This is a genomic window from Microbacterium sp. PRF11 (assembly GCF_031844085.1).
GTDB lineage: Bacteria > Actinomycetota > Actinomycetes > Actinomycetales > Microbacteriaceae > Microbacterium.
Map to the genome: position 1 here is coordinate 642,899 of NZ_JAUZUP010000001.1, position 24,671 is coordinate 667,569.

The window sequence follows — 24,671 nt, forward strand, 5'->3', positions numbered from 1 at the left end:
CGATTCCGCGGGCGGCCCGTGTTCCTCGGACGCTCGACCCCCGCGCGTGTCCCGCACGCACGGTTCAGGATGCCGCGAGCACCTTCCCCAGCTCATCGCCCGACGTCCACGCGGTGCGCACCGCCGCACTCTCGCCCCACGCGTCGCCGCACGCGGAGAGCCCCGGGGAGCGGAAGAACGGCCGGCCGGTCGTCTCGACGGGACGCGCGAAGGTCCAGCGATGCGCGTGCGTCGCGACGGGCTCGGCGTCGATGCGCAGGAGTCGGCGGGTCGCGGCGAGCACGGGCGCGATCGCCGCGTCGGGGTCGTCGAGGTGCTGCCGGGCGCGGTCGGCGGTCGTGTGCACCACGAGCACGGGAGCGCCGTCGCCCCGACGGTCGCCGTCGTCGGCGAGGAACGACACGTCGGCGTCGCCGTCGGCGAAGGCCCCGTGCAGATCGGCATCCCACTGGCGCTCGTCCCACCGGAGCACGACGGCGATCACCGGTTCCCACTCCTGGGCGCCGCCGGGCGCCTCCCCCATCAGGCGAGCGGCCTGCGGTGCGGGCATCGCGAGCACGACCTCGCCCGCTTCCTGCCCGTCGACGCGGAACGGCTCCGCTTTCTCGACGACGCGCTCCGACGTCACGTCGAGGCCCTCGGCGAGGTCGAGGGCGAGCGAGCGGAGACCCGCGGGAGCCGCCCACCGCATGGGCCCGGGCTTCGGCGTTCGACCGCCCTCGGCGTCGATCACCTGGAACGTGTCGGTCCACGGCCGGGCGAGCTCGCGCTCCTCCCAGTCGGCGACGACGTGGCCGAAGCCCTCCGCCTCCCCGACCACGAAGTACGACGCCCCGAGGTCGACCGGGCGACCGTCGATCGTGCGGCTCGACAGACGCCCGCCCACCCGCCGCCCCCGGTCGAGCACGCGCACCGAGCGCCCGGCATCCCGAACCGCTCGCGCGCACGCGAGTCCCGAGATGCCTCCACCGACCACCGTCACGTCCACCGTCATGGCGTCATCCTCGCGCGAGATCCGAGGCGGCGGGTCGGGGTTGCGCGGCGGGGTCGGGCGGGGTTGCGCCGCGGGGTCGGTCCGGAGTGGGCGGGGTCGTGCGGCGCGTGGGCTGAGGGGTGGGCGTGCGGCGTGAGGCGGCTCCGTGCCCGGGTGGGGCTGAGGGCGCTCGAGGTCGCGCGATGCGCGTCCAGGGCGCGCCGAACTCCGGAGAAACGGCGCCCCGGCGTCGGAACGCCGCTGAATCCAAGGCGGTGACCCGGGCGGCGGCCCGGAATCTCCGGAGTTCGGCACGGCCCGGCTCGCGGAACTCAGGAGTTCGGCGAGCCCTCGGTGCTCGACTCACCCCGGAAGAACTCCACGCCCAGGTCGGGATGGTCGACGAAGACACCGTCGAGCCCCGTGTCGCGCAGCACCGCCCACTCCGACCGGTAATCGCCGAAGGCGGCATCGCCCCCGGGCCGCCGATACGCGGGGAGGAGGAACGCGTTCTCGGGTCGGCAGGTCCACGTGAACACCCGCAGGCCGAGCTCGCGCGCCGCGGCGACGAAGCGCGCGGGGCCGCTCGCCCGGCCGCGCAGGTCCGGCGCGAGGACGAGCCGTTTGTCGGGGCTGATCCCGTCGACCTCCTCGGCGAGCGCCGCAAGCCCCGCAGGCCGGAGCATGTCGGCGTACGTCGGCTCCCCCTCGCGATGGTCGGCGGGCACCCCGGCCGCCTCGATCAGCTGCACGAGCGGAACCCGGATGCCGCGCTCCCGCAGCCGCGCGAGCACTTGCGGCTCGAACGACTCGATGACGAGGGCGTCCTCGGCATCCCACCATCCCGCCGCGCGTAGCTCGGCGCCGACGAGCTCGGCGAGGTCGAAGCCGAGTCGGGCGAAGGATGCCGCGTGCTTGACCTCGAGGACGACGCCGACGCCGCGCTCGCGCGCGAGGTCGAGGACGTCGCGCAGGCACAGCAGCGGCTCGGTGTCGTCATGTGCCGCGCTGGCCGGGCGGAGCGCCGGGATGCGCTCGCGACAGCGCAGCGTCCGCAGCTCGTCCCAGGTGAAGTCCTCGGTGAAGAACCCGGTGAGCAGCTCGCCGTCGACGACCTTCGAGGTGAAGCGGTGGGCGAATTCTGAACGGCTCGAGACGTCCGTCGTCGCCGAGATCTCGTTCTCGTGGCGCACGACCAGCACGCCGTCCCGGGTGGGCACGACATCGGGCTCGACGGCATCCACCCCCGCCTCGATCGCGCGCAGATACGAGCCGCGGGAGTGCTCGGGCAGATATCCCGGGGCACCGCGATGACCGATCACGACAGGCACCTCGACACGCTAGCCAGCCCGGGTGAACGGAGGGTCCGCTCTGAGCAGAATCCCAGTCAACACCGGGATTCTCGCGGAGCCCTCGGCTAGTGTTGTCTGACAGCACGGTGCTGTGATCACCATCTTTGGAGTGTGAGTTCCCGTGGCCCTCAACAACCCGGCATTCAATACCCCGGCGTTCCAGGACCCTCGAGCCGGTGGCGCTAACACGCGCTACAGCCCGCCCCCGGCCGTCGACCCCGCCGCCGCCGCGACCATCGAAGGCGCGTACGCGGCCCCGTCCGCGAGCGCCGTCGACACCGGCCGCATGACGGTCGAAGACACCGTCATGAAGACGCTGGCCCTGTTCGGCATCCTCGTCGTGACCGCCGTCGTCGGCTGGATCTGGACGATGAGCGGCGTCACCGCCGCCAACCCGCAGCCCAGCGCGCTGCCCATGATCATCGGTGGCCTCGGCGGCTTCGTGCTCGCCATGGTCGCGATCTTCAAGAAGAAGCCGTCCGTCCCGGTCTTCGTCGCCTACGCGGCGTTCGAGGGTCTGTTCATCGGTGGCATCTCGGCCTTCTTCGAGATGATGTTCCCCGGCATCGTCCTGCAGGCGACGCTCGGCACCCTCTCGGTGGTCGGCGTGACCCTCGCGCTCTTCGCGAGCGGCAAGATCCGCGCCTCCGCCCGCGCCACCAAGATCTTCATGATCGCGATGGTCGGCTACCTCGTCTTCAGCCTGCTGAACCTCGGTCTCATGCTGTTCAACGTGCCCCTCGCGGGCGGCGCCTTCGGCCTCCGTAGCGGCATCGAGATCTTCGGCATCCCGCTCGGCGTCATCATCGGCGTGCTCGTGGTCATCATGGCCGCGTACTCGCTGGTTCTCGACTTCGACCAGATCCAGCGCGGCGTCCGCAACGGCGCCCCGCGCGTCTACGGCTGGGTCGGCGCCTTCGGCATCATGGTCACCGTCGTGTGGCTGTACGTCGAGATCCTCCGCCTCATCGCGATCGTGCGCGGCAACAACTGACGCACCGACTCGCACGAAGGGCCGTCCCGTTCCGGGGCGGCCCTTCACCGTTCCCGCCCCGACTCGCCCGCCGGCACCGCCCGTCGAGTGTCCGAGCCACGCCGCTACCGTGGTCCTCCTGACGGCGTGTTGTGGACACTCGACCGGCCTACGTCCTCGCCACCCGCGCGCGGTCGCGCCGCGCTCGGCGACCTCGTCTGCGGCGCGCGTGCTCCCGCGCGCGGTGTGCACCGTTAAGTGTCCAGAACACCCGGACGCCCGCGGAAATCCTCCGGGTGTTGTGGACACTCGGTCCGCACCAAGAGCCCGCGAACCGGGTGTTTCGGACGCTCGATCCACACCACGGGCCCGCGCACCGGGTGTTTCGGACACTCGATCCACACCACGGGCCCCCGAGCCGCCCGCCGACCCCCAACCCGGCCGCGCGCTGCAAGGGGCAGCGGGCGCGCGCGGCCCGGCGCTAGCCTCGCGCCATGAGCCCCTCGAAGACTCCCCCCGAGATCCTCGACATCGACGGCCACGAGGTGCGCGTCACGAGCCCCGACCGGGTCGTCTTCGCTGAGCCCGGCCTCACCAAGTTCGACCTCGTGCGGTACTACCTCGCGGTCGCCGACGGAGCGTTGCGCGGCGCCGGCGGCCGGCCCATGGTGCTCAAGCGCTTTTCGAAGGGTCTCGACCAGGAGCCCTTCTTCCAGAAGCGCGTGCCCGAGAAGCACCCCGACTTCATCGACACCGCGACCCTGCGCTATGCCTCCGGCACCTCCGCCGAGGAGACGGTGATCCGGGATGCCGCGGGACTGGCGTGGGTCGTCAACCTCGGCTGCCTCGACCTGAACCCGCACCCCGTCCGTGCCGAGGACCTCGACCACCCCGATGAGCTCCGCGTCGACCTCGACCCGATGCCCGGGGTCGACTGGTCGCAGATCGTCGACGTCGCGTTCATCGCCCGCGAGGTGCTCGAGGACCACGGTCTCGTCGGGTGGCCGAAGACCTCCGGGTCACGCGGTCTCCACATCCTCGTGCGCATCCGCCCCGAGTGGGGCTACGCCGACGTGCGCCTCGCAGCAGAGACACTCGCCCGCGAGGTCGAGAACCGTGCGCCCGGCCTCGCGACCGCCCGCTGGTGGAAGGAGGAGCGCGGCGAGAGCGTCTTCGTCGACTTCAACCAGAACGCCAAGGACCGCACGGTCGCCTCGGCGTACTCGATCCGCGCACTCCCCGACGCCCGCGTCTCGACCCCGCTGACGTGGGACGAGGTCCGCGATCGCCGCCCCGAGGAGTTCACCGTCCTCACCGTGCCCGAGCGCTTCCGTACGATCGGCGATCCGCACGCCGGGATCGACGACGCCGCCGGTTCCCTCGATGCCCTCCTCGCCCTGGCGAAGGAGCTCGGCCCCGCCGAGAAGCCCCCGCGCGGGTCCGACGGATCCGGTCGCCGCGCCTCGACCATGCCGCTCATCGAGGTCGCCCGCACCAAGACCAAGCCCGAGGCCCTCGAGGCCCTCGAGACGTGGAAACAGCGGCATCCCGAAGCGACGGCACAACTCCACCCCGCCGATGTGCTCGTCGACGGCATGCGCGGGTCGAGCTCGCTCTGGTACCGCGTCCGCGTGAATCTGCAGCACGTCCCGGATGCCGAGCGCCCGGCGCAAGAGGATCTGATCGCCGACTACGACCCCTGGGCCGGCCGCTCCACAGACGCCTGAGCCGGGGTCACGGCGCCAGGCGGGACGCAGTCCGGCTCAGCGCCGCCGCTCACGCCCCAGCGCCTCCCGACAGGCCGCCGCCAGCGTCCGCATGGCCCGGGCCGGACTCAGCGTCGTCGCGGCCTCGCGGGCTTCGCGTGACAGACGCTCGCGCAGCGCGGCATCCGTCAGCACCCGCCGCAGAGCACCGGCGAGCGCGTTCTCGTCGCCGTCCGGCACCAGGATCCCACCGCCCCCGGCCAGCATGTCGCGCGGGCCGTAGCGGATGTCGTAGGCGACGACGGGCGTCGCGTGCGCGAGGGCCTCGGCGAGAGCGAGCCCCTGCCCCTCGAACGCCGAGGTGGTGAGGTACACCGCGGCCCGGTCGAGAACGGCGTCCGGGTCGGTGGTCAACCCGGGAAGAGCGACCGAGTCCGCGAGGCCCAGCTCCCCCACGAGCGCCTCGAGCGCACCGCGCTGCGCCCCCTCGCCCCACAGCTCCAGGCGCGCGCCGGGAACCGCCGCGCGCGCGAACGCGCGGACGGCGTGCTCCAGCCGCTTGCCGGGCGCCAGACGGCCGAGGACGACCACCCGTCCCGGGTCGCGCTCGGCCGACGGCACGACCACGTCGGGCACGGGCACCGCGTGCGGAGCGACGAGGTCATTGGCCGCGTCTCCGAAGCGGCCACGCACATCGGCGCGCTGGTAGGCCGTCGGCCAGAGCACCGCGTCGAAGCGCGGCGAGATCTCGAACCACCGTCGCCACAGCGCATTGAGGTCGGAATCCTCGCGGTAGGGCGGCTCGAGGTGGATCGTGTGCACGGTGTGCAGGATGCGCACGCGGTCGTCGCCCCAGCCCACGATGAGTTCGCCGAGCTGTCGCGACTCGCAGATGACGACGATCGGGCGGTCGTCCTCGGCCCGGAGTTCCGCCGTGAGATGGGTCAGCCACGCCCGGTACAGGGCGCCGAATCCGTCGACGACGCCCACCGGCTCGCCCGTGGTGTCGCGCACGACGATCGGCGCCGTCGTCAGGTGCCAGTCCGGGTCGACGACGACCGGCAGCGACACCGTGCCCCCCGCGACGTCGCGGTACTCCAGGGCGGGATCGGCCCGCCCGTCGTGAGCCGCCTCGCGCAGCCAATCCGCCGCGCCGCCCGCGGGCGCGACCGCCTCGTCGAAGAGGTTCCGGAAGACTTCGGATGCCGCCGCCGCGCCGCGCTCCACGAAGGTCGCGCGCTGCATCGCGTGGGCGTCGACCGCACCCGGGTCGACGGTGAGAAGCAGCGGTGCCGCACCGGCATCCGTCATCTGACGTGCGCGGGAGAGCGTGGAGATCGTGTACCCGCCGTCGAGGTCGGGGATGAGCCGGCTCGAGAGGATGAGATACCAGGCGTCGGGGAACTCGGCGTCGCTCACGCCCCCATCCTCCCGCACCCGGTGGCGGGTCCTCGGCGTGTCAGGGGTCGGCGGGCGCGTCGGCTCGATGGGGCGCCCGGAATGGCCCCGGGGCGCCGCCCGCGCGGGCCGTCCGCCCTCCGGGGCGCTGCGGGTGGCCCCGGGGCGACGGAAGTGGCCCCGGGGCCACCTCGCCACACGACACGCGGAGTCTTCCGAGGCCCGGTGGTGGCCGCCGCTTCGCCTCATGCCGCATCGATGCAGAGCGCCGCTGACGCCGGACGGCGAAGGGGCACCGTCTCCGGGTCGATCGGGGAAGGGGCCCCGCATACCCTCACCGGCTGAGGACAGAGCAACGGCGCCGCCGTCCGGTGGAGGGGTGTCGTCTTCGAGTCGATCGGGGAAGGGGCCCCGCTCTCGATTCGAAGACGACACCCCGGAACCGGACGACGGCGCCGTTGCGGGGTCAGGAGTCAGCCGACGCTCACTCCCACTCGATCGTCCCCGGCGGCTTCGACGTCACGTCGAGCACCACGCGGTTCACGTCGCGCACCTCGTTGGTGATGCGGTTGGAGATCTTCGACAGCACGTCGTAGGGAAGGCGCGTCCAGTCGGCGGTCATCGCGTCTTCGCTCGAGACGGGCCGCAGCACGATGGGGTGGCCGTAGGTGCGGCCGTCGCCCTGGACGCCGACCGAGCGCACGTCGGCGAGCAGCACAACGGGGCACTGCCAGATCTCGTTGTCGAGTCCGGCCTTGGTCAGCTCGGCGCGGGCGATGGCGTCGGCCTCACGCAGGATCTCGAGACGGTCAGCGGTGACCTCGCCCACGATGCGGATGCCAAGACCGGGCCCCGGAAAGGGCTGGCGGCCGACGATGGCCTCGGGCAGACCGAGCTCACGGCCGATCGCGCGCACCTCATCCTTGAAGAGGGTGCGCAGCGGCTCGACGAGTTCGAACTGGAGGTCTTCGGGAAGTCCGCCCACGTTGTGGTGCGATTTGATGTTGGCCGTGCCCGCGCCCCCACCCGACTCGACGACGTCGGGGTAGAGAGTGCCCTGCACGAGGAAACGCACCTGCTCGCCTTCGGCCTTCGCCTCGGCGACGAGGTCGGCCTGCACCTGCTCGAAGGCGCGGATGAATTCGCGGCCGATGATCTTGCGCTTCTGCTCGGGGTCGCTGACTCCGGCGAGCGCGTTCAGGAAAGTCTCGCGCGCGTCGACGGTGATGAGCTTCACGCCGGTGGAGGCGACGTAGTCGTTCTCGACCTGCTCGCGCTCGCCCTGGCGGAGGAGACCGTGGTCGACGAACACGGCGATGAGCTGGTCGCCGACGGCCTCGTGCACGAGAGCGGTCGAGACGGCCGAGTCGACGCCGCCCGACAGCGCCGAGATGACGCGACCGGTGCCGACCTGCTGGCGGATCCGCTCGACCTGCTCGGCGATGACGTTGCCGCTGTTCCAGTCGGCGGGGAGCCCCGCGGCCTTGTGGAGGAAGTTCTCCAGAACGTGCTGCCCGTGGTCGGAGTGCTTGACCTCGGGATGCCACTGCACGCCGTACATGCGACGCGCGTCGTTCGCGAAGGCGGCGACGGGCGTGTGCGCGGTGCGCGCGAGCACCTCGAAGCCGTCGGGGGCCCGGGAGACCTGGTCGCCGTGGCTCATCCACACGTTCTGCTCGACGGGCTGCCCCTCGAGCAGGGTGCCCTCGGTGACGATCGTGGCATCCGTCGCGCCGTACTCGCGCAGGCCCGTGTTGGCGACCTCGCCGCCGAGCGCTTTCGCCATGACCTGGAAGCCGTAGCAGATGCCGAGCGTGGGAACGTCGAGGTCGAAGACGCCGGTGTCGAGGCTCGGCGCGCCGTCTTCGTACACGGACGACGGGCCGCCCGAGAGGATGATGCCGACGGGGTTCTTCGCCGCGATCTCGTCCGCCGTGGCGGTGTGGGGGACGATCTCGCTGTAGACGCCGGCCTCGCGGACGCGGCGGGCGATCAGCTGGGCGTACTGGGCGCCGAAGTCGACGACGAGGACGGGACGCTGGGAGGTTTCGGTCTGTTCGGTCACCGGTTGCCTTCCGAGGCGGAGACGGGAGCGGAGGCCTGCGCGGCCTCGCGCTCGGCGAGGTAGGCGCGAACACCGCGGGCGGTGCGCACTTCGAGGATGAAGGAGAGGAACGGCACCACGCCACCGAGGGCGAGGAACACGAAGCGACGGAACGGCCACCGCATCAGGCTCCACACGCGGAAGCACGAGATGAGGTACACGACGTAGAACCAGCCGTGCGCGACGAGGATCGCGAGTGACACGTTCACCCCGTCGCCGGTGGACAGGATGTCGCATCCGTTGCCGCCCGGCAGGAACAGCGAGAACCACTGGCAGTCGGGGCCGGGCACGGCGTCTGCGAACCACAGGAAGCCGCCGGATCCGCCGAGGAACAGCTCCACGTGAAGGGGCGTGTACTTCAGGATCATCTCGGCGACCAGCAGCAGCAGGCCGACACCGGTGATGATCGAGCAGATCTGGTAGAACTTCAGGGCTCCGCGGATCGCCGGGAACGAGGCGAGTTTGGGGGCGCGGGGCATGGATCCCAGTCTAGTCGCGCGATTCTGCGGCGCCCGCCGCGAGGGCCTCGGACTGCTCGTCCTCGAGATCTTCGACCTCTTTCTCCCACGCGTCGCGCGCGAGGCGGTACCAGAGGTAGAGGGCGAAGCCCGCGAAGATGGCCCACTCGGCGGCGTAGAAGATGTTCAGCCAGTTGACGCGTGAGCGCTCGTCGGGCGCCGGCGAGGCGATGGGCTCGAGGGGCCCGATAGCCGTCTGCGAGGTCACGAACTGCCGGTACACGTCGAGGCCCTCGATGTCGTGCCAGCGGCCGAGCAGCATGGCCGGCGACATGCGCGTGAGCGTCTGCGGGTCTACCCCCGACGGCGGCACCGACGGCCCCTCGTCGGAGATGAGGCGACCGGTGATCTGCACGACCGCCGTCGGATCGGCCTCGGCGGCGGCGCGCAGGTCGGCGGCGGCGGCGTCGGCCGCGTCGATCGAGGCCGTCCACCCGGTCGCGACGGCGATGGAGGTCGGCGCGTCGGTGCCGGCGACGCGGAGCTGGCCCGTGACCCAGTACCCCTCGACGTCGTTGTTGAAGCGCGACGAGACGACGATGAAGTCGGATGCCACCCACGTGCCGCTGACCTCGACCCGCTGCCCCACGAGGGGCTCGGGCAGGTAGTCGCCGGGCTGGACGACCTCGGCGAGCGGCTGCACGACCTCGGTCATGCCGGGCTCGGGAGGCGACGTGTCGACGGCACGGCCCAGCTGCCACTGACCGAGCCAGGCGAGGGCGCCGGCGACCAGCAGCGAGAACGCCAGCAGCGCGATCCATCGCGGCCGCAACATGACCTCCCGCAGCGTCGGCGGGAAGACCTGCGGCGGCAGCGGATCGGTCGCGGGGGCGGACGTCATGCGGTCTCCGGCGTCAGTGACCGTAGGGGGCCACGACGACCTCGACGCGCTGGAACTCCTTGAGGTCGGAGTACCCGGTCGTGGCCATCGACTTCTTCAACGCGCCGATGAGGTTGGCGGTGCCGTCGGCGACGGGCGCCGGGCCGTAGAGCACCTGCTCGAGCGGGCCGACGCGGTCGACGGCGACGCGGCGTCCGCGCGGCAGCTTCGGGTGGTGCGATTCGGGACCCCAGTGGAATCCCCGGCCCGGGGCGTCGGTCGCGCGCGCGAGCGCGACGCCGAGCATGACGGCGTCGGCGCCCATGGCGAGAGCCTTCACGATGTCTCCCGAGGTGCCCACCCCGCCGTCGGCGATCACGTGCACGTAGCGTCCGCCCGACTCGTCGAGGTAGTCGCGGCGCGCGCCCGCGACGTCGGCGACGGCCGTGGCCATGGGGGCGTGCAGGCCCAGGGTCGCGCGGGTGGTGGAGGCGGCTCCCCCGCCGAAGCCGACGAGCACGCCCGCCGCTCCCGTGCGCATGAGGTGCAGGGCCGCGGTGTAGGTGGCGGCGCCGCCCACGATGACGGGCACGTCGAGGTCGTAGATGAACTTCTTGAGGTTCAGCGGCTCGGCCACGCTCGACACGTGCTCGGCCGAGACCGTGGTGCCGCGGATGACGAAGAGGTCGACGCCCGCGGCGACGACGGTCTCGTAGAGGTCGTGCGTGCGCTGCGGGGTGAGGGCGCCTGCGACGGTGACGCCCGCGGCCCGCACCTCGGCGAGACGGTCGCGCACGAGCTCGGGCTTGATGGGCTCGGCGTACAGCTCTTGCATGCGACGCGTGGCGTCGGCCTCGGGCAACGTGGCGATCTCGGCCAGGAGCGGCTCGGGGTCGTCGTAACGCGTCCACAGACCCTCGAGATCTAGCACGCCGAGACCGCCGAGGCGGCCGAGCTCGATCGCGGTGCGCGGGCTGACCACGGAGTCCATCGGGGCGCCGAGCACCGGGATCTCGAAGGGGAACGCGTCGATGGTCCAGGCGGTCGAGACGTCTTCGGGGTTGCGCGTGCGCCGCGACGGCACGACGGCGATGTCGTCGAAGGTGTAGGCGCGGCGGGCGCGCTTGGCGCGGCCGAGATCGATCTCCATGGTCACCCGACCAGCCTACCCGCGCCCTTCGACATCGCCGTCGGCCGAGTCTCGCCGGGGCCCCTCGGCATCCAGGGGCGGCGGCGACACCGGGTCGTCCGCTCCGCGGAGGAGCCGGGTCAGCAGACCGTCGAAGACGAAGATGGCGAACCCGATCGAGCCGATCAGGGGGCTGAGGACCATCGCGATCGCGCTGAGGATCACCGCGCTCAGGCTCGCGCGCCCGAGTCGGCGGGCGTCGTCGGGTGCGAGGTCGACGATCGCCCGCGACCGCACCGCCCACACCCACTGCAGCCACCCCAGGACGATCGCGAGGAAGAAGTTCACGGGCAGGAGCACGCGTCCGAGCAGGAGGTCGGAGTGTGTGGTGTCGAGCGAGGAGGTGAAGGGCACGAGGACGACGAGCAGGAGCCGAACGCTGTTGATCCACATCCCCGCGTCGTCGATGCGCACGATCCACTCGAACTGCCGCACGTGCGTCATCCACATCACGCAGAGGATGAGGAAGCTGATCACAAATGAGAAGACCGGGTGCGCGAGACCGAGGAGCGCCACGGCCAGGTCTTCGTCGGTCCGGGGAGAGCCGAGCGATTGGTCCGTGAGTCCGAGCACGAGCAGGGTCGCGGCAATCGCGAACACCCCATCGGTGAAGGCCTCGGTCCGTCGTGCGGACAGCGACGCCTCGGGGTGACTGCGCCGCCGGATCATGCGCACAGCGTAGCGATGCGGCCGATCGGCCGACAGACCGGTGCCGACGGGGCGCCCCACCAGCTCCCCGTCGGCACCGGAGCGTCAGATCTCTTCGAGCGGGACCGCTTTGGTCTCGCGGGCGAAGAGGTACACGATGCCTCCGACGGCGAGCAGGCCGGCGAAGAGGAAGAAGGCCACCGGCACCGCCTGGAGCGTGACGTTCTGTTTGATCATGCTGCCGCCGATGAGGCCGCCCATCAGCGCCGGCCCGACGATCTTCGCCGTCGCGCCGATTCCGTAACCGAGTCCCAGACCGGTCGCGCGCACGCGGGTGGAGAACTGCTCCGCACCGAAGGCGTTGAGGATGCCGAAGGCGCCGTCGCCGAACATCATCGTGATCAGGATGCCGATGAAGAACACCCATCCGTTCGGCGCGAGCGCCGCGACGACCGCGCCCGCCGCCCCGAGCAGGCCGAAGGAGAACATCACCGCCCGGCGACCGATCACGTCGGCGAGCCACGCGGCGCCGAGCCGCCCGACGACGTCGGCGAGGGAGACGAACGTGAACAGCAGGCCGACCGTGGCGACGGTGAACCCGAAACCCTCCGCGAGCAGCGTCTGGCCCCAGGACTGGACCGTGAAGGTGCCGAGGATGAAGCAGAACGAGCCGAGCGTCACGATCACGAGCGGACGCAGGTGGCCGCGGAACAGCTCGGCGTAGGTCGCCCGCTCGGTGCTCTCGAGCGGGACGAGCGGACCGACCTGCGCGACGGGGATCTGCATCGCCCAGGCGTACGAGGCGCGCGCGTCGTCGTCGCGACCGACCGATTGCAGGAACCGCGGCGACTCCGGCACGAAGCGCAGCCACACGAGCAGGAACACGGGGATGACGCCGAGGGCGATGAGCCCGCGCCATCCGAGCGGCTCGCCCAACCATTGCTGCGCCTGCGCGCCGAGGAAGAGCCCGACGGGGATGAACACCGACGCCAACCCCGCCATGAGACCCCGCTGACGCGCGGGCACGAACTCCTGCACGTACGGGATCGACGAGATGTTGAGCCCGCCCACGCCGATGCCGACGCCGATGCGCAGGACGGCGAGCATGAGCCAGCCGCGGTCCGGCGTGAACAGCGACAGGAGCGTGAGCGCGACGAACGTGAGCACGCACCAGAAGAAGGCCCGTCGTCGCCCGATCCGGTCGGCGAGCCGACCCCAGACGATCGCCCCCAGCACGGTGCCGAGTCCGGAGCCGGCGAGGATGACGCCCGCTTCGAAGCCCGTCAGGTTCCAGGGCTTCGTCAGCAGCGACACCACGAAGCCGATCAGGAAGAGATCGAAGAACTCCGAGATGTTGCCCGCGATGACGAGGGCGATGAGGTTGCGTTGGTGCCGCGAGAGCGGGCGCGCGTCGATCTGCGCCGTCGCGGTGGGTGTGCTGGTGCGGACGTCGTCGTCCATGGTCGACCTTTCGATGGAGGGTGGTGCGCCGGGGCGCGGTTCAGCGGATGATGTCGGTCGTCGTCGCCTGGGCGAGGTCGGGGCGACCGATGTGGGTCAGGTCGCCGTGGTGCGTGAGGGCGTAGGTCGCGACGCGCATGCCGCGTTCCACTCCCGCCCGCACGTCGTCGGCGAGATATCCGTCGATCACACCGGCGACGAAGGAGTCGCCGGCGCCGGGCCGATCGACGATCGGCACGACCGACACCGGGAACCGCGCCACTCCGCTCTCGTCGGCGACGTAGACGTCGTCGGTCTGATCGGTGGAGACGACGTGGCGCGCCCCGAAGCGGTCGCGCAGTTCCTCGACGCAGCCCGCGCCGTCGCGCGCGATGCCGAACACCGTGGCCGCGTCGCGGCGCGAGCACAGCAGCAAGTCGGCGCGCGCGGCGATCGGCGACAGCACGCGGCGGGCGCTTTCGGCATCCCACAGCAGGGATCGATAGTTGACGTCGAGCACGATCCGCACGCCGGCGCGTTCCGCGCGGACCGTGAACTCTTCGACGACGGCCGCCGTGCGGTCGGTGAGCGCTGCGGTGATGCCCGTCACGAACACCGTCCGCGTGTCGAGGAGCAGGTCCCAGTCGACGGCCGAGGGGTCGATCTCACGGAACGGCGTCCCGAGGCGGTCGTAGGTCACGCGCGAGGGCATCGGCGACTCCCCCGGTTCGAGGAAGTACAGCGCGACGCGGCCGTCGTCGGTGCGCACCACCGCCGAGAGGTCGACACCGACCGAGCGGTATTCGGCGAGACAGCGCTCGGTGAGGTCGCCCCGCGGCATGACGGTGCACCACGACGCCGCGCGCCCGAACTGGGCGAGCACACCCGCGACGTTGGCCTCGGACCCGGCCGGCGACAGACGCAGCTCGCGGGTGCTGGAGAGCCGCTCCCCCGCGGGCACGGTCAGCCGGATCTGGCCCTCCCCGATGGTCGTCAGATGGAACCTCACGAGCGCACCCCCGTCGACGCGGCCGCCGTGCCGTAACGGTGCCGGTAGCGGTCGTGGTTCGCGGCGATCTCGTCGTCGGGCAGCCGCTCGAGCGGCCCGAGGACGAGCGCGGCGTGCACGGTGGCGGCGACGTCTTCGACCATCACCGCCGCCTTCAGGGCGGCTTCGATCGTGGCCCCGAGGGTGAAGACACCGTGGTGCTTCATGAGGATGGCGGGGGAAGAGCCAATGGATGCCACGATCTCGCGGCCGATCTCCTCCCCGCCGATCGACGCGTAGCCGCCGCACGGGACGTCGCCGCCGAACTCGTCGGCCACCGCGGTGAGGACGCAGGGGATGGCGCGTCCCGCCGCCGCGAACGCGGTGGCGTACCGCGAGTGCGTGTGGACGACGGAGCCGACGTCGGGTCGCCGGGCGTAGACGGCGAGGTGCGAGGCCGTGTCGGACGACGGGCCGTGGTGGCCCTCGACGACCGTGCCGTCCAGGGCCACCACGACGAGGTCGTCGACGCCCATGTGCTCGTAGCGCACTCCGGACGGCTTGATGACGATCGCATCCCGGTCGGGGGTGATGGCCGACAGGTTCCCGCCGGTCCAGGCCACGAGTCCGGCGCGGGCGAGGGCGAGGTTGCCCTCGAGCACCTCCTCGCGCAGCTGACGCAGGGTCATGGGGTCTTCTCCTTCTCTCGGCGGGCGGCATCGCCCGAGCGGCTCTGGTCGACGGATGCCGTCGTATCGATCGCGATCCGTGCGCCGGGGCCGTCGCCGACGACGGCGATGCCCGCGCGGGCCAGCCGCTCCGTGACGAAGGCACGCGCGGCCACGCATAGCTCCCGGGCATCGGCCGGGTCGTTCCACATCTCGATCAGCACGCGCCCCGCCCAGCGCTGACGGGCGAGCTCGGCGAACGCGGCGTCGAAGTCGGCGTCGCCGGCGCCGAACGGCACGCGCCGGGGCTCACCGGGCCGGGCGTCCTTGACGTGCAGGGCCAGGATCCGCCCCCGGGCGGACGCGAGCTCGGCGGTCACGTCGCCGCCGTGCTCGGCGACGTTGCCGATGTCGGGGTAGACCTGTAGCCAGGGACTGCCGATCTCATCGACGATCTGGACGGCGTCGCCGATCGTGCGCACGTCGTGCCCGTCGACGTTCTCGATCCCCAGCACGACGCCGGCGCGGGCGGCATGGGGTACGGCCGCGGCCAGAGTGTCGAGGTAGCGCCGACGGGCGCCCGGGTCGGCGGGTTCGTAATGGGCGTAGTAGCCCGCGACCTGCACGACGGCCGCCCCCAGGTCGGCGGCCAGGTCGATGCCGCGCCGGAAGACCTCGGCCGCGCGCGCCCGGATGCCGGCATCCACCGATCCGGGCATCACGCGCCGGTGCAGGCTCAGGCAGAGCCCGCCGATGCCGACGCCGGCCCGCGCGGCCGAGGTGCGCACGCCCTCGCGGTGCAACGCGCTCCAGGTGAGTCGCCGCGACCGCTCGTCGCTCTCGTCGATCGACAGGTCGGTGAAGGTGAAACCGGTCCGTGCGACGTCGGCGAAGAAGGCATCCCAGTCGCTGATCGGGGGCAGTGCCTTCTCGTAGACGCCGAGCGCGACGCCCGACGCGGGCGTCACGACCACACCTCCCGCATCGCCGTGCGCAGGGACGCGGCCGCGGACGCGGGGTCGGCCGCCGCCACGATCGACCGGCCCGCGATGACGACACCGACCGGCGCCCCGGCGAGTGCGGGCAGGTCGCGCGGCCCGATGCCCCCGGTCACCGTCACGGTGAACCCGAGGGCGTCGAGCGCTGCGATGCGGTCGACGTCCTGGGCGCCCCAGGAGAGCTCTCCCGCGGCCTCCCGGTCGCGCGAGCGCTTGACGATGACGTGCTCGACGCCGAGGTCGCGCCACGCGCGGGCGCGGTCGGGATCGTACGTCTCGCCCAGTTCGACCTGCACGGCACCGCCGTGTCGGTGCGCGGCGGCGACCGTCTGCTCGATCGTCGTGAGCGAAGCGCCGGCCACGCAGCTCACCCAGTCGGCACCCGCAGAGAAGAACGGCGGCGCGAGCACCGATCCGGCCTCCGCGATCCGGGCATCGGCGAGGATCGTGTGATCGGGGGCGATCGCGCGGATCGCGCGGATCGCGTGCAGGCCCTCGGCGAAGAGCAGGACGGTGCCGACCTCGATGACGTCAAAGTCGGCCGCGCACCGCGCCAGCGGCGCCAGGGCCGCGGGCAGATCGGCGCAGTCGAGCGCGAGCTGCAGGCGCGGGGTGCTCACGCCTGGTCCCGGAACGCGAAGAAGGCCTGGCCGTTGCCGGAGAGCAGCCGGTCCACGTCGGCGCGATCGAAGCCCTCGGCGAGCATGCGCGGACCGTCGACCCCGGCGTTGAAGTCCATCCCGGTGACCGCCCCATACGCCTTCTGGTACCCGCGCTTGCCCGAATCGGTGCCGAGCAGCAGCCGGTCGCCGTATCCGCGCGCGATCAGTTCGCGGAACTCCATGATGCGATTGGAGTCGGGCTGGTACTTGATGCGGTACGTGCCATCGAGCTCCAGATAGGCGCCGAGGTCGAGGATCTGCTGCAGGTAGTACACGTCGGCGTTGCGCTGGATGTGCCCGACCGCGATGTGGTCGGCCGGGACGCCGTAGCCCGTGAGCAGTTCGACCTGCTCCAAGCCGCACGTGCCGTACGTGGTGTGCGTGTTGATCGGGCAGCCCGTCTCGAGCGAGGCGATCGAGGCCGCCTCCATGCACTTGTTCTCGAAGGGCGTGATGCGTCCGTACTCGGAGGCCACCTTGATCACGCCGGCGCGCACCGTGGTGCGCTCGACGATCGGCCCGGAGTAGTCGTGCCGGTCGATCCCCTCGGTGATGTCGGCGATCAGCAGTTCGGCGATCGTGTCGACCGAGTAACGGTTGACCCAGTGCGAGCGGGTCTCGAGGTACATCTTCTCGCGGTGGAAGCCGGTGGCGGCGATCACCTGCAGGCCCGGCACCCGCCGGTTGACCTCGACGAGCTTGTCGACGTCGCGCCCGCAGTTGGCGGGGCACATGTCGACGACGGTCCCGCCGTCGGCCCACCTCCTGCTCGCCTCGACGAAGTATCCGGCCTCCTCGACCGCCTTGTCGACGTCGTCGAGCAGATGGTCGGCGTCGAGGTACACCTCGCCGGCGCCGGTGCGGATGAGGTGGTCGTGGCTGTTGACGACGCCCAGGGTCGAGGGGGCGACGTCGCCGAGGATGGTGCGCGCGAAGGTCACGTGATGCTCCTTGAGTCGAGCGGAGCGTCGGACTCGGCACGCTCCGCGGGGCCGGTATCGCCGACGTTAGGAAGACCTGTCGCCGGCGCGGTGGACGCATGTAAACATATGCTCAGGCCCGAACCACCGACGGCCTCCTCGGCGGCCGAGAATCGGCGTGCACCGGGGTTTCGCGAGGGAGGTCACCGCCATGAGCCGCAGAGAATCCGCACACGTGTTCACCCGCGACGACGATCGGGATCACCTGCGACTCCTTCTGCGTATCGCCCGCCTGTACTGGATCGACGGGCTCGATCAGAAGGAGGTGGCGGAGGTGGTCGGCTACTCGCGGCCCACCGTGTCGCGTCTGCTCGCCCAGGCCCGTGCCCGCGGGATCGTCACCGTGCAGGTCTCGCACCCGGTGGAGGCGGCCTTGGCGTGCGAGACCCGGCTGCGCTCGCGCTTCGGGCTGACGGAGGCCGCTGTCGCGCTCGACCGCGGGGGCGGCTCAGCCGCGGCCGTCGGCGGGGTCGCCGCGCGGCTGATCGCCCGCCGCGGCGGCGAGCGCGCGGTCGTCGCCCTCTCGAACGGGTCGTCGCTCTCCGCTCTGGTCTCGGCGATGCCGCCGCAGCGATGGCCGGGATCCCACGTCGTGCAGATGATCGGCGCGATCGCGGGCGCCGACACCGACGCGCAGCTCGTGGACAGCCCCGAGCTGTGCCGCCGCCTGGCCGATCGCCTCGGCGGCGCCCATCGTCCGCTGCCGGTACCCATCGTCGTGTCGAGCGCGGCGATGGCCCGCGCCATGGAGCGCGAGGAATCGGTGCGGACCACCCTCGAGCTCGCCGCCCGCGCCGACATCGCCGCGTGCGGGGTGGGGGCGGTGGATGCCGACGGCTCGTCCGGACGGATCCTCCGGGCCTACGCGACACCCGCCGTCGACGCGGAGGTGCGCCGGGGAGGCGCCGTCGCGCACCTGGCCGGCCACCATTTCGACGCACGCGGGCGGCACGTGCCGACGTCGTTGTGCGAGCGCCTCATCGCACTCGATCCGGCGCGGCTGGCCGATGTCGCCGTGAGCCTCGCGGTGGCCTGGGGACACGAGAAGGTCGCCGCGCTGCACGCCATCCTGCGGACGGGCTACGTCAACGCGCTCGCCACCGACGAACCGACGGCGCGAGCACTGCTGGACTTCCGCCCCTGAGAACGGCGAGGGGGCCGGGCCTCACGGCCCGGCCCCCTCGGATCGACTCACTTCTTGTAGTTCGGCGCCTCGACGACGATCTGCACGTCGTGCGGGTGCGACTCCTTGAGCCCCGCCGAGGTGATGCGGACGAACTTGCCCTTGCTCTTGAGCTCCTCCACCGTTCGGGCGCCCACGTAGAACATCGACTGACGCAGACCGCCGATGAGCTGGTACGCCACGGCCGCGACGGGACCCCGGTAGGGCACCTGCCCCTCGATGCCCTCGGGGATGAGCTTGTCGTCGCTGGGCACATCGGCCTGGAAGTAGCGGTCCTTCGAGTACGAGGTCTTCTTGCCGCGCGTCTGCAGAGCGCCCAGGGAACCCATTCCGCGGTACTGCTTGAACTGCTTGCCGCCCTGGAAGACGATCTCACCCGGCGACTCGTCGGTGCCGGCCAGCAGCGAACCGAGCATCACCGTGTCGGCTCCGGCGACGAGCGCCTTGGCGATGTCGCCCGAGTACTGCAGACCGCCGTCGGCGATCACGGGCACACCCGCGGGAATCGCGGCCTGCGCCGCTTCGTAGATCGCGGTGACCTGCGGTACGCCGACGCCGGCGACGACGCGCGTGGTGCAGATGGAGCCCGGCCCGACGCCGACCTTGACGGCATCCACACCCGCGTCGATGAGCGCCTGCGCGCCCTCGCGGGTGGCGACGTTGCCGCCGATGACGTCGATGTGTGCGAACGACTCGTCGGCCTTCAGACGACGCACGATGTCGATGACGCCCGCGGACTGGCCGTTGGCGGTGTCGACCACGAGCACGTCGACGCCCGCGTCGCGCAGCGCCTCGGCGCGCTGCCAGGCGTCGCCGAAGAAGCCGATCGCGGCGCCGACGCGCAGGCGGCCGTGGTCGTCCTTGGTGGCGAGCGGGTACTTCTCGCTCTTGTCGAAGTCCTTGATGGTGATCAGGCCCGCGAGCTTGCCGTCGTCGTCGACGAGCGGCAGCTTCTCGACGCGGTGCTTGGCGAAGGTGGCGATGACGTCGTTGGCGTGGATGCCGACGTGCCCGGTGATGAGGCCGTCCTTCGTCATGACGTCTTTCACGAGCGTCGTCTGACGCTCGAAGCCCGAGACGAAGCGCATGTCACGGTTCGTGATGATGCCGACGAGCACGCCCTCGGGGTCGACCACGGGCAGACCCGAGATGCGGTACTGCGCGCACATCGCGTCGACCTCGGCGACCGTGGCATCCGGATTCGTCGTGATGGGGTTGGAGACCATGCCCGACTCGCTGCGCTTGACCTGGTCGACGATGCCCGCCTGGTCTTCGATCGAGAGGTTGCGGTGCACGATGCCGATGCCGCCCTGGCGCGCGATCGCGATCGCCATGCGCGCCTCGGTGACGGTGTCCATGGCGCTCGAGAGAAGAGGAGTGGCCACGGTGATGCGGCGGGTCAGTCGCGACGAGGTGTCGGCCTCGCTCGGGATGACGTCGGTGTGCCCCGGGAGGAGCAGGACGTCGTCGTACGTCAGTCCGATGAAACCGAAGGGGTCGTGCTGCTCCATGGATCCTCCTGCGCCCGCGGCGCCTGCTCGATAAAGACGACGTCGGCCGGTGCGCCCGCTGAGCGCTCCGCCTCAAAGTGTAAGCGTCGGCGGGGTGCGATTTCTTCCCCGCCGGCGCGAAAAGACGCGGCGGAATGTCGGCGGGCACGACGGCGGAGCGCACGGCCGCATTCCCGCGCCGCCCCCGCGAAACGCGCAATCCGCACGACATCGACTACACCGAAAACGCAGTGTGCCGCGAATTCCCCGCATCCGGGTATCGTTCTGGCATCGACTGCCGCGGTGGAAACACCACGGCAATATTCCCGGACTACGGTGTCCGGGCGGCGACGGGCCACGTCGTCGAATAACCAGGAGGTTTCGTGACCACTCGGCAAGCATCCCCACGGGTGCCTCGCCGTCGACGTTCTATCTTGACGCTGTTGTCAGGGTTCTTCGCTGCCGCCCTGGTGCTCGGGTTCGCCCCGGCATCGTCGGCAGCCGTCAACGATGAGGATCTTCCCTACTCGATCACGGTCAACGTGCGCTCCGAAGGCGAGCCCGTCGCGCAAGCGAAGGTCACCGCGACGGACGGCTCGTTCTCCGGCGAGGCCACCACCGACGACCGCGGTCGGGCCACGATCAAGGTCCCCACCAAGGACGGCGCCTGGACGGTCGAGCTCGATCGCACCTCGCTCCCCGCGGGAGTGACGGTGCCCGACGGGCAGGAGTTCGAGCGCACGGTGGAGTTCGGCAGCTCCAGCACGGTGTCGAGCAACTTCACCCTCGGCGCGGCGGAACGGCAGACGACGAGCTTCGTCGATCAGCTGCTCTCCCGCACGGTGAACGGCCTCAACTTCGGTCTCATGCTCGCGCTGGCCGCGATCGGCCTCTCGCTGGTCTTCGGCACGACGGGCCTGTCGAACTTCGCGCACGGTGAGATGGTGACGTTCGGTGCCATCGCCGCGTTGTTCCTCAGCGCCGGCACGGGGTGGTCGATCTGGATCGCCATCCCGCTCGCGATCATCCTGTCGGGCTTGTTCGGGCTCGCGATGGATGCCGGGATCTGGCGGCCCCTGCGTCGACGGGGCCTGGGGATCGTGCAGCTCATGATCGTCTCGATCGGTCTGTCGCTGGCCCTGCGCTACATCTTCCAGATCTTCATCGGCGGCGGCACGCAGCAGCTGCCCGGCGCCTCGAGCGAGATCATCCCGGGGCTCGGGCCGGTGCGCATCAGCCTCACCGACGTCACGAGCATGGCGATCTCGATCGTCGTGATCGGCGCCTTCGCCTGGTGGCTGACCCGCACCCGCCTCGGTCGCGCCACGCGCGCCGTGTCGGACAACCCGTCTCTGGCGGCGGCGAGCGGTATCGACGTCGACAACGTCGTCCGCATCGTCTGGGTGCTGGCATCCGCTCTCGCCGGTCTCGCCGGCGTCCTGTGGGCCTACTTCCGCCCGGGCATCCGCTGGGACATGGGTTCGGGCATCCTGCTGCTCATGTTCGCGGCCGTCGTGCTCGGCGGACTCGGTACCGCGTTCGGCGCCCTCATCGGCTCGATCGTGGTCGGCCTCCTCGTCGAGGTGTCCACGCTGTGGATCCCCTCCGACATGAAGTATGTGGGCGCCCTCGTCGTGCTCATCGTCATCCTCCTCTTCCGGCCGCAGGGCATCCTCGGTCGTCGAGAGCGAATCGGGTAGGTACACCATGGACTTCCTGCAGATCCTCTCCAACACGGCGTCGCAGATCCTCGCCCCGGCGACCTTCGGCTACGCCCTCGCCGCGATCGGCCTGTCGATGCACTTCGGCTTCGCCGGCCTGCTCAACATGGGCGTCGCCGGCTTCATGGCCATCGGCGCGTACGGCTTCGCGATCTCGATCCTCACGTTCGGCATCGCCTGGCCCCTCGCGGCTCTGATCGGCTTCGCCGCCGCGGTCGTGTTCGCGCTCATCATGGGCATCCCGACGCTGCGTCTGCGCGGCGACTACCTCGCGATCGTCACGATCGCCGCGGCCGAGATCCTGCGCCTGGTCTTCCTCACGTCGACCTTCCGCAGCGTCACCGGTTCGGCGGACGGCCTGTTCAACTTCCAGTCGGGCTGGCGCGGCGAGAACAACCCGCTGCCCGCGGGCGACTACGGCTTCGGCCCGTGGACGTACAACGCCAACCGCTGGTACGTCATCATCCTGGGCCTGGTCGCCGTGGCGCTGGCAGTCCTGCTCGTCTGGATGCTGATGCGCAGCCCGTGGGGCCGTGTCATCCGCGGCATCCGGGAAGACGAGGATGCCGTCCGCGCGCTCGGGAAGAACGTGTTCGCCTTCAAGATGCAGGCGCTCGTCATCGGCGGTGTGATCATCGCCGCCGGCGGCATCATCACCGCGATGGACACCAACGTGAACCCGAACGTGTACGTCACGTCGCAGACGTTCTTCGTCTACACGGCGCTGCTGCTCGGCGGGGCGGCGACGATCTTCGGTCCGGTGCTCGGCGCCGTGCTGTTCTGGGTCGTGCGCGCGTTCCTGTCGAACCTCCTGCCGGCGCTGTCCTCGATCGGACTGCTGCCGTTCCTCACCGCCGACCAGTCGCAGATGCTCGTCTTCGTGATCGTCGGCGTCGCACTGATGCTGCTCGTGATCTTCCGCCCCCAGGGCATCCTGGGCAGCAAGAAGGAGATGACCTTTGTCCGATGAGTCCACGCCGGTCGCACCCAGCGCTTCGGCGCCGCGGGTGAAGGCGACCGGGCTGCACAAGGGCGAGATCGGCCCCGGCGTCGCGAAGGTCGACCCGATCATCGTCGCCGACAACGTGCGTCGCGACTTCGGCGGCAACACCGCCGTGAACGTCGACCACCTCGAGATCCCGCGCAACGCCATCACGGCGCTGATCGGGCCGAACGGTGCCGGCAAGACGACGCTGTTCAACCTGCTCACCGGCTTCGACAAGCCCAACAGCGGCCAGTGGTCGTTCGACGGGAAGAACCTTGCCGGCATCCCCGCGTTCAAGGCGGCCCGAATGGGTCAGGTGCGCACGTTCCAGCTCACCAAGGCGCTGGGTCTGCTCACCGTGCTCGAGAACATGAAGCTCGGCGCGACGAAGCAGAAGGGCGAGGGCCTGCTCTCGAGCATCCTCCCCTTCGTCTGGCGCAAGCAGGAGGCCGCCAACGACGCGAAGGCGCGCGAGCTGCTCAAGCGCTTCAAGCTGGATGCCAAGGAGGCCGACTTCGCCGCCTCCCTGTCGGGCGGTCAGCGCAAGCTCCTCGAGATGGCGCGGGCGCTCATGAGCGACCCGACGCTGGTCATGCTCGACGAGCCGATGGCCGGGGTCAACCCGGCGCTGACGCAGTCGCTGCTGGACCACATCCTCGACCTCAAGGACCTCGGCATGACCGTGCTCTTCGTCGAGCACGACATGCACATGGTCCGCCACATCGCCGACTGGGTCGTCGTGATGGCCGAGGGCAAGATCGTCGCCGAAGGCCCGCCCGACACCGTCATGAAGGATCAGGCCGTGATCGACGCCTACCTCGGCGCCCACCAGGACGTCGACCTCGGCGTCGTCACCGGCCGCCACGAGGGGACGGTCGACTCGGCCGCCGCCGCCGAACTGCTCGAGACCGCGCAGCAGATGGATGCCGCGATCGAGAGCGAGTCGTCGACGGCGCACGGGTCGGCTTCGGCGGACTCGCCGCGCTCGGCGGATGCGACGGACGCGTCGCGCCCGGCGGATCAGAAGGAGGACGGTCGATGACCGGCAACGTTGTCGAGCTCCGCGATGTGCACGCCGGGTACCTGCCCGGGGTCAACATCCTCAACGGCGCCAACCTCACCGCCGCCCCCGGCGAGCTCATCGGCATCATCGGCCCCAACGGCGCCGGCAAGTCGACGATGCTCAAGGCGATCTTCGGACAGGTCAAAGTGCGCTCGGGATCGGTCGTGCTGGACGGCGAGGAGATCACGGGACTGCGAGCCAACAAGCTCGTCGCGAAGGGCGTAGGTTTCGTCCCGCAGACGAACAACGTCTTCCCGAGCCTCACGATCGCCGAGAACCTGCAGATGGGGCTCTACCAGCGCCCGAAGGGCTACAACGAGCGCGTCGACTTCGTCACGAGCATCTTCCCCGACCTCGCCAAGCGCCTGAAGCAGCGCGCCGGCTCGCTGTCGGGTGGCGAGCGCCAGATGGTCGCCATGGGCCGCGCGCTCATGATGGACCCCAAGGTGCTCCTGCTCGACGAGCCGTCCGCGGGCCTCTCCCCCGTGCGCCAGGACGAGGCGTTCATCCGCGTCTCCGAGATCAACAAGGCCGGCGTGACCTGCATCATGGTCGAGCAGAACGCTCGACGCTGCCTGCAGATCTGCGACCGCGGATACGTCCTCGACCAGGGCCGCGACGCCTACACCGGCACCGGACGCGAACTGATGGACGACCCGGCCGTCATCGGCCTGTACCTCGGTACGCTCGGCACCTGATCAGGCGCCCCGCGCAGAAGACCCGAGTCCCGGTGGGGGCTCGGGTCTTCTGCGTGTGGGGGGGTGGCCGGGGGGCTGGAAGGGGCGCTGGTCACGGCGGGGGGCGAGGGGGTG

Annotated in this window: 22 protein-coding genes; 7 read left to right on the plus strand and 15 right to left on the minus strand. The window is 70.9% G+C overall.

The genetic code is table 11. The annotated features are described in order from the left end of the window. Nucleotides 1-64: 64 nt before the first annotated feature. Together Q9R20_RS03035 and Q9R20_RS03040 are read right to left on the minus strand one after the other, a co-directional pair. On the minus strand, nucleotides 65-994 hold the full coding sequence (locus Q9R20_RS03035; RefSeq protein ID WP_311247945.1) for an FAD-dependent oxidoreductase: 930 nt from the start codon (nucleotides 992-994) through the stop codon (nucleotides 65-67). A 311-nt stretch (nucleotides 995-1,305) separates the two neighbouring features. Beyond that, on the minus strand, nucleotides 1,306-2,304 hold the full coding sequence (locus Q9R20_RS03040) for a glycerophosphodiester phosphodiesterase family protein (protein WP_311247946.1): 999 nt from the start codon (nucleotides 2,302-2,304) through the stop codon (nucleotides 1,306-1,308). Between the two features lie 142 nt (nucleotides 2,305-2,446). Here Q9R20_RS03040 and Q9R20_RS03045 point away from each other — a divergent pair, with 142 nt between their 5' ends. Together Q9R20_RS03045 and ligD are read left to right on the plus strand one after the other, a co-directional pair. Beyond that, nucleotides 2,447-3,319: a Bax inhibitor-1/YccA family protein gene (locus Q9R20_RS03045; RefSeq protein WP_311247947.1), complete on the plus strand. Its 873-nt coding sequence runs from the start codon at nucleotides 2,447-2,449 to the stop codon at nucleotides 3,317-3,319. Nucleotides 3,320-3,792: 473 nt separating this feature from the next. Beyond that, nucleotides 3,793-5,025 carry a non-homologous end-joining DNA ligase gene (gene ligD / locus Q9R20_RS03050; RefSeq protein ID WP_311247948.1) on the plus strand — a complete coding sequence of 411 codons (1,233 nt, stop codon included), beginning with the start codon at nucleotides 3,793-3,795 and terminating at the stop codon, nucleotides 5,023-5,025. Nucleotides 5,026-5,061: 36 nt separating this feature from the next. Here ligD and Q9R20_RS03055 read toward each other — a convergent pair whose 3' ends face one another. The 12 genes from Q9R20_RS03055 to Q9R20_RS03110 all read right to left on the minus strand — a co-directional run bounded on the left by Q9R20_RS03055 (nucleotide 5,062) and on the right by Q9R20_RS03110 (nucleotide 17,378). Continuing rightward, nucleotides 5,062-6,423, minus strand: coding sequence for a glycosyltransferase (locus tag Q9R20_RS03055; RefSeq protein WP_311247949.1), 1,362 nt, complete (start codon nucleotides 6,421-6,423; stop codon nucleotides 5,062-5,064). Nucleotides 6,424-6,886: 463 nt separating this feature from the next. Further along, on the minus strand, nucleotides 6,887-8,467 hold the full coding sequence (guaA, locus tag Q9R20_RS03060) for a glutamine-hydrolyzing GMP synthase (RefSeq protein ID WP_311247950.1): 1,581 nt from the start codon (nucleotides 8,465-8,467) through the stop codon (nucleotides 6,887-6,889). Beyond that, nucleotides 8,464-8,985, minus strand: coding sequence for a DUF3817 domain-containing protein (locus tag Q9R20_RS03065; protein WP_311247951.1), 522 nt, complete (start codon nucleotides 8,983-8,985; stop codon nucleotides 8,464-8,466). The genes guaA and Q9R20_RS03065 overlap by 4 nt, the downstream gene beginning before the upstream one ends. Nucleotides 8,986-8,995: 10 nt before the next feature. Then, entirely contained in the window at nucleotides 8,996-9,865 is an 870-nt protein-coding gene (locus Q9R20_RS03070) for an SURF1 family cytochrome oxidase biogenesis protein (RefSeq protein ID WP_311247952.1), read from the minus strand. Between the two features lie 13 nt (nucleotides 9,866-9,878). Further along, nucleotides 9,879-10,994 (minus strand): GuaB3 family IMP dehydrogenase-related protein, encoded by a 1,116-nt coding sequence (locus Q9R20_RS03075; protein WP_295837888.1) that lies wholly within the window; start codon nucleotides 10,992-10,994, stop codon nucleotides 9,879-9,881. A 15-nt stretch (nucleotides 10,995-11,009) separates the two neighbouring features. Further along, nucleotides 11,010-11,702 (minus strand): TMEM175 family protein, encoded by a 693-nt coding sequence (locus Q9R20_RS03080; protein WP_311247953.1) that lies wholly within the window; start codon nucleotides 11,700-11,702, stop codon nucleotides 11,010-11,012. Nucleotides 11,703-11,786: 84 nt separating this feature from the next. Beyond that, nucleotides 11,787-13,142 (minus strand): MFS transporter, encoded by a 1,356-nt coding sequence (locus Q9R20_RS03085; RefSeq protein WP_311247954.1) that lies wholly within the window; start codon nucleotides 13,140-13,142, stop codon nucleotides 11,787-11,789. A gap of 40 nt (nucleotides 13,143-13,182) precedes the next feature. Next, nucleotides 13,183-14,130 carry a sugar kinase gene (locus tag Q9R20_RS03090; protein ID WP_311247955.1) on the minus strand — a complete coding sequence of 316 codons (948 nt, stop codon included), beginning with the start codon at nucleotides 14,128-14,130 and terminating at the stop codon, nucleotides 13,183-13,185. After that, nucleotides 14,127-14,798, minus strand: a complete 672-nt coding sequence (locus tag Q9R20_RS03095; protein ID WP_311247956.1) for an L-ribulose-5-phosphate 4-epimerase — start codon at nucleotides 14,796-14,798, stop codon at nucleotides 14,127-14,129. The genes Q9R20_RS03090 and Q9R20_RS03095 overlap by 4 nt, the downstream gene beginning before the upstream one ends. Further along, the gene (locus Q9R20_RS03100; RefSeq protein WP_311247957.1) at nucleotides 14,795-15,745 is read right to left on the minus strand and encodes an L-ribulose-5-phosphate 3-epimerase; all 951 of its coding nucleotides are present in this window, start codon (nucleotides 15,743-15,745) and stop codon (nucleotides 14,795-14,797) included. The genes Q9R20_RS03095 and Q9R20_RS03100 overlap by 4 nt, the downstream gene beginning before the upstream one ends. Next, nucleotides 15,742-16,395 carry an orotidine 5'-phosphate decarboxylase / HUMPS family protein gene (locus Q9R20_RS03105; protein ID WP_311247958.1) on the minus strand — a complete coding sequence of 218 codons (654 nt, stop codon included), beginning with the start codon at nucleotides 16,393-16,395 and terminating at the stop codon, nucleotides 15,742-15,744. The genes Q9R20_RS03100 and Q9R20_RS03105 overlap by 4 nt, the downstream gene beginning before the upstream one ends. After that, the gene (locus tag Q9R20_RS03110; RefSeq protein WP_311247959.1) at nucleotides 16,392-17,378 is read right to left on the minus strand and encodes a phosphotriesterase-related protein; all 987 of its coding nucleotides are present in this window, start codon (nucleotides 17,376-17,378) and stop codon (nucleotides 16,392-16,394) included. Before Q9R20_RS03110 ends, Q9R20_RS03105 begins: the two co-directional genes overlap by 4 nt. A 190-nt stretch (nucleotides 17,379-17,568) precedes the next feature. On the opposite strand from Q9R20_RS03110, the gene Q9R20_RS03115 reads away from it, so the two are divergent. Continuing rightward, nucleotides 17,569-18,561: a sugar-binding domain-containing protein gene (locus Q9R20_RS03115; RefSeq protein WP_311247960.1), complete on the plus strand. Its 993-nt coding sequence runs from the start codon at nucleotides 17,569-17,571 to the stop codon at nucleotides 18,559-18,561. A 47-nt stretch (nucleotides 18,562-18,608) separates the two neighbouring features. Here Q9R20_RS03115 and guaB read toward each other — a convergent pair whose 3' ends face one another. Beyond that, on the minus strand, nucleotides 18,609-20,111 hold the full coding sequence (guaB, locus tag Q9R20_RS03120) for an IMP dehydrogenase (protein ID WP_295837870.1): 1,503 nt from the start codon (nucleotides 20,109-20,111) through the stop codon (nucleotides 18,609-18,611). Between the two features lie 410 nt (nucleotides 20,112-20,521). Between guaB and Q9R20_RS03125 the strand changes: the two genes are divergently transcribed. From Q9R20_RS03125 to Q9R20_RS03140, 4 genes are read left to right on the plus strand one after another with little or no spacing between them, the layout of a single operon-like run. Next, nucleotides 20,522-21,790 carry an ABC transporter permease subunit gene (locus Q9R20_RS03125; RefSeq protein WP_396653664.1) on the plus strand — a complete coding sequence of 423 codons (1,269 nt, stop codon included), beginning with the start codon at nucleotides 20,522-20,524 and terminating at the stop codon, nucleotides 21,788-21,790. A 7-nt stretch (nucleotides 21,791-21,797) separates the two neighbouring features. Continuing rightward, complete coding sequence (locus tag Q9R20_RS03130; RefSeq protein WP_311247961.1) at nucleotides 21,798-22,781, plus strand: branched-chain amino acid ABC transporter permease; 984 nt, start codon at nucleotides 21,798-21,800, stop codon at nucleotides 22,779-22,781. A 37-nt stretch (nucleotides 22,782-22,818) separates the two neighbouring features. Then, on the plus strand, nucleotides 22,819-23,838 hold the full coding sequence (locus Q9R20_RS03135; RefSeq protein ID WP_311248399.1) for an ABC transporter ATP-binding protein: 1,020 nt from the start codon (nucleotides 22,819-22,821) through the stop codon (nucleotides 23,836-23,838). After that, the gene (locus tag Q9R20_RS03140; protein WP_311247962.1) at nucleotides 23,835-24,557 is read left to right on the plus strand and encodes an ABC transporter ATP-binding protein; all 723 of its coding nucleotides are present in this window, start codon (nucleotides 23,835-23,837) and stop codon (nucleotides 24,555-24,557) included. The genes Q9R20_RS03135 and Q9R20_RS03140 overlap by 4 nt, the downstream gene beginning before the upstream one ends. Nucleotides 24,558-24,671: the final 114 nt, after the last annotated feature.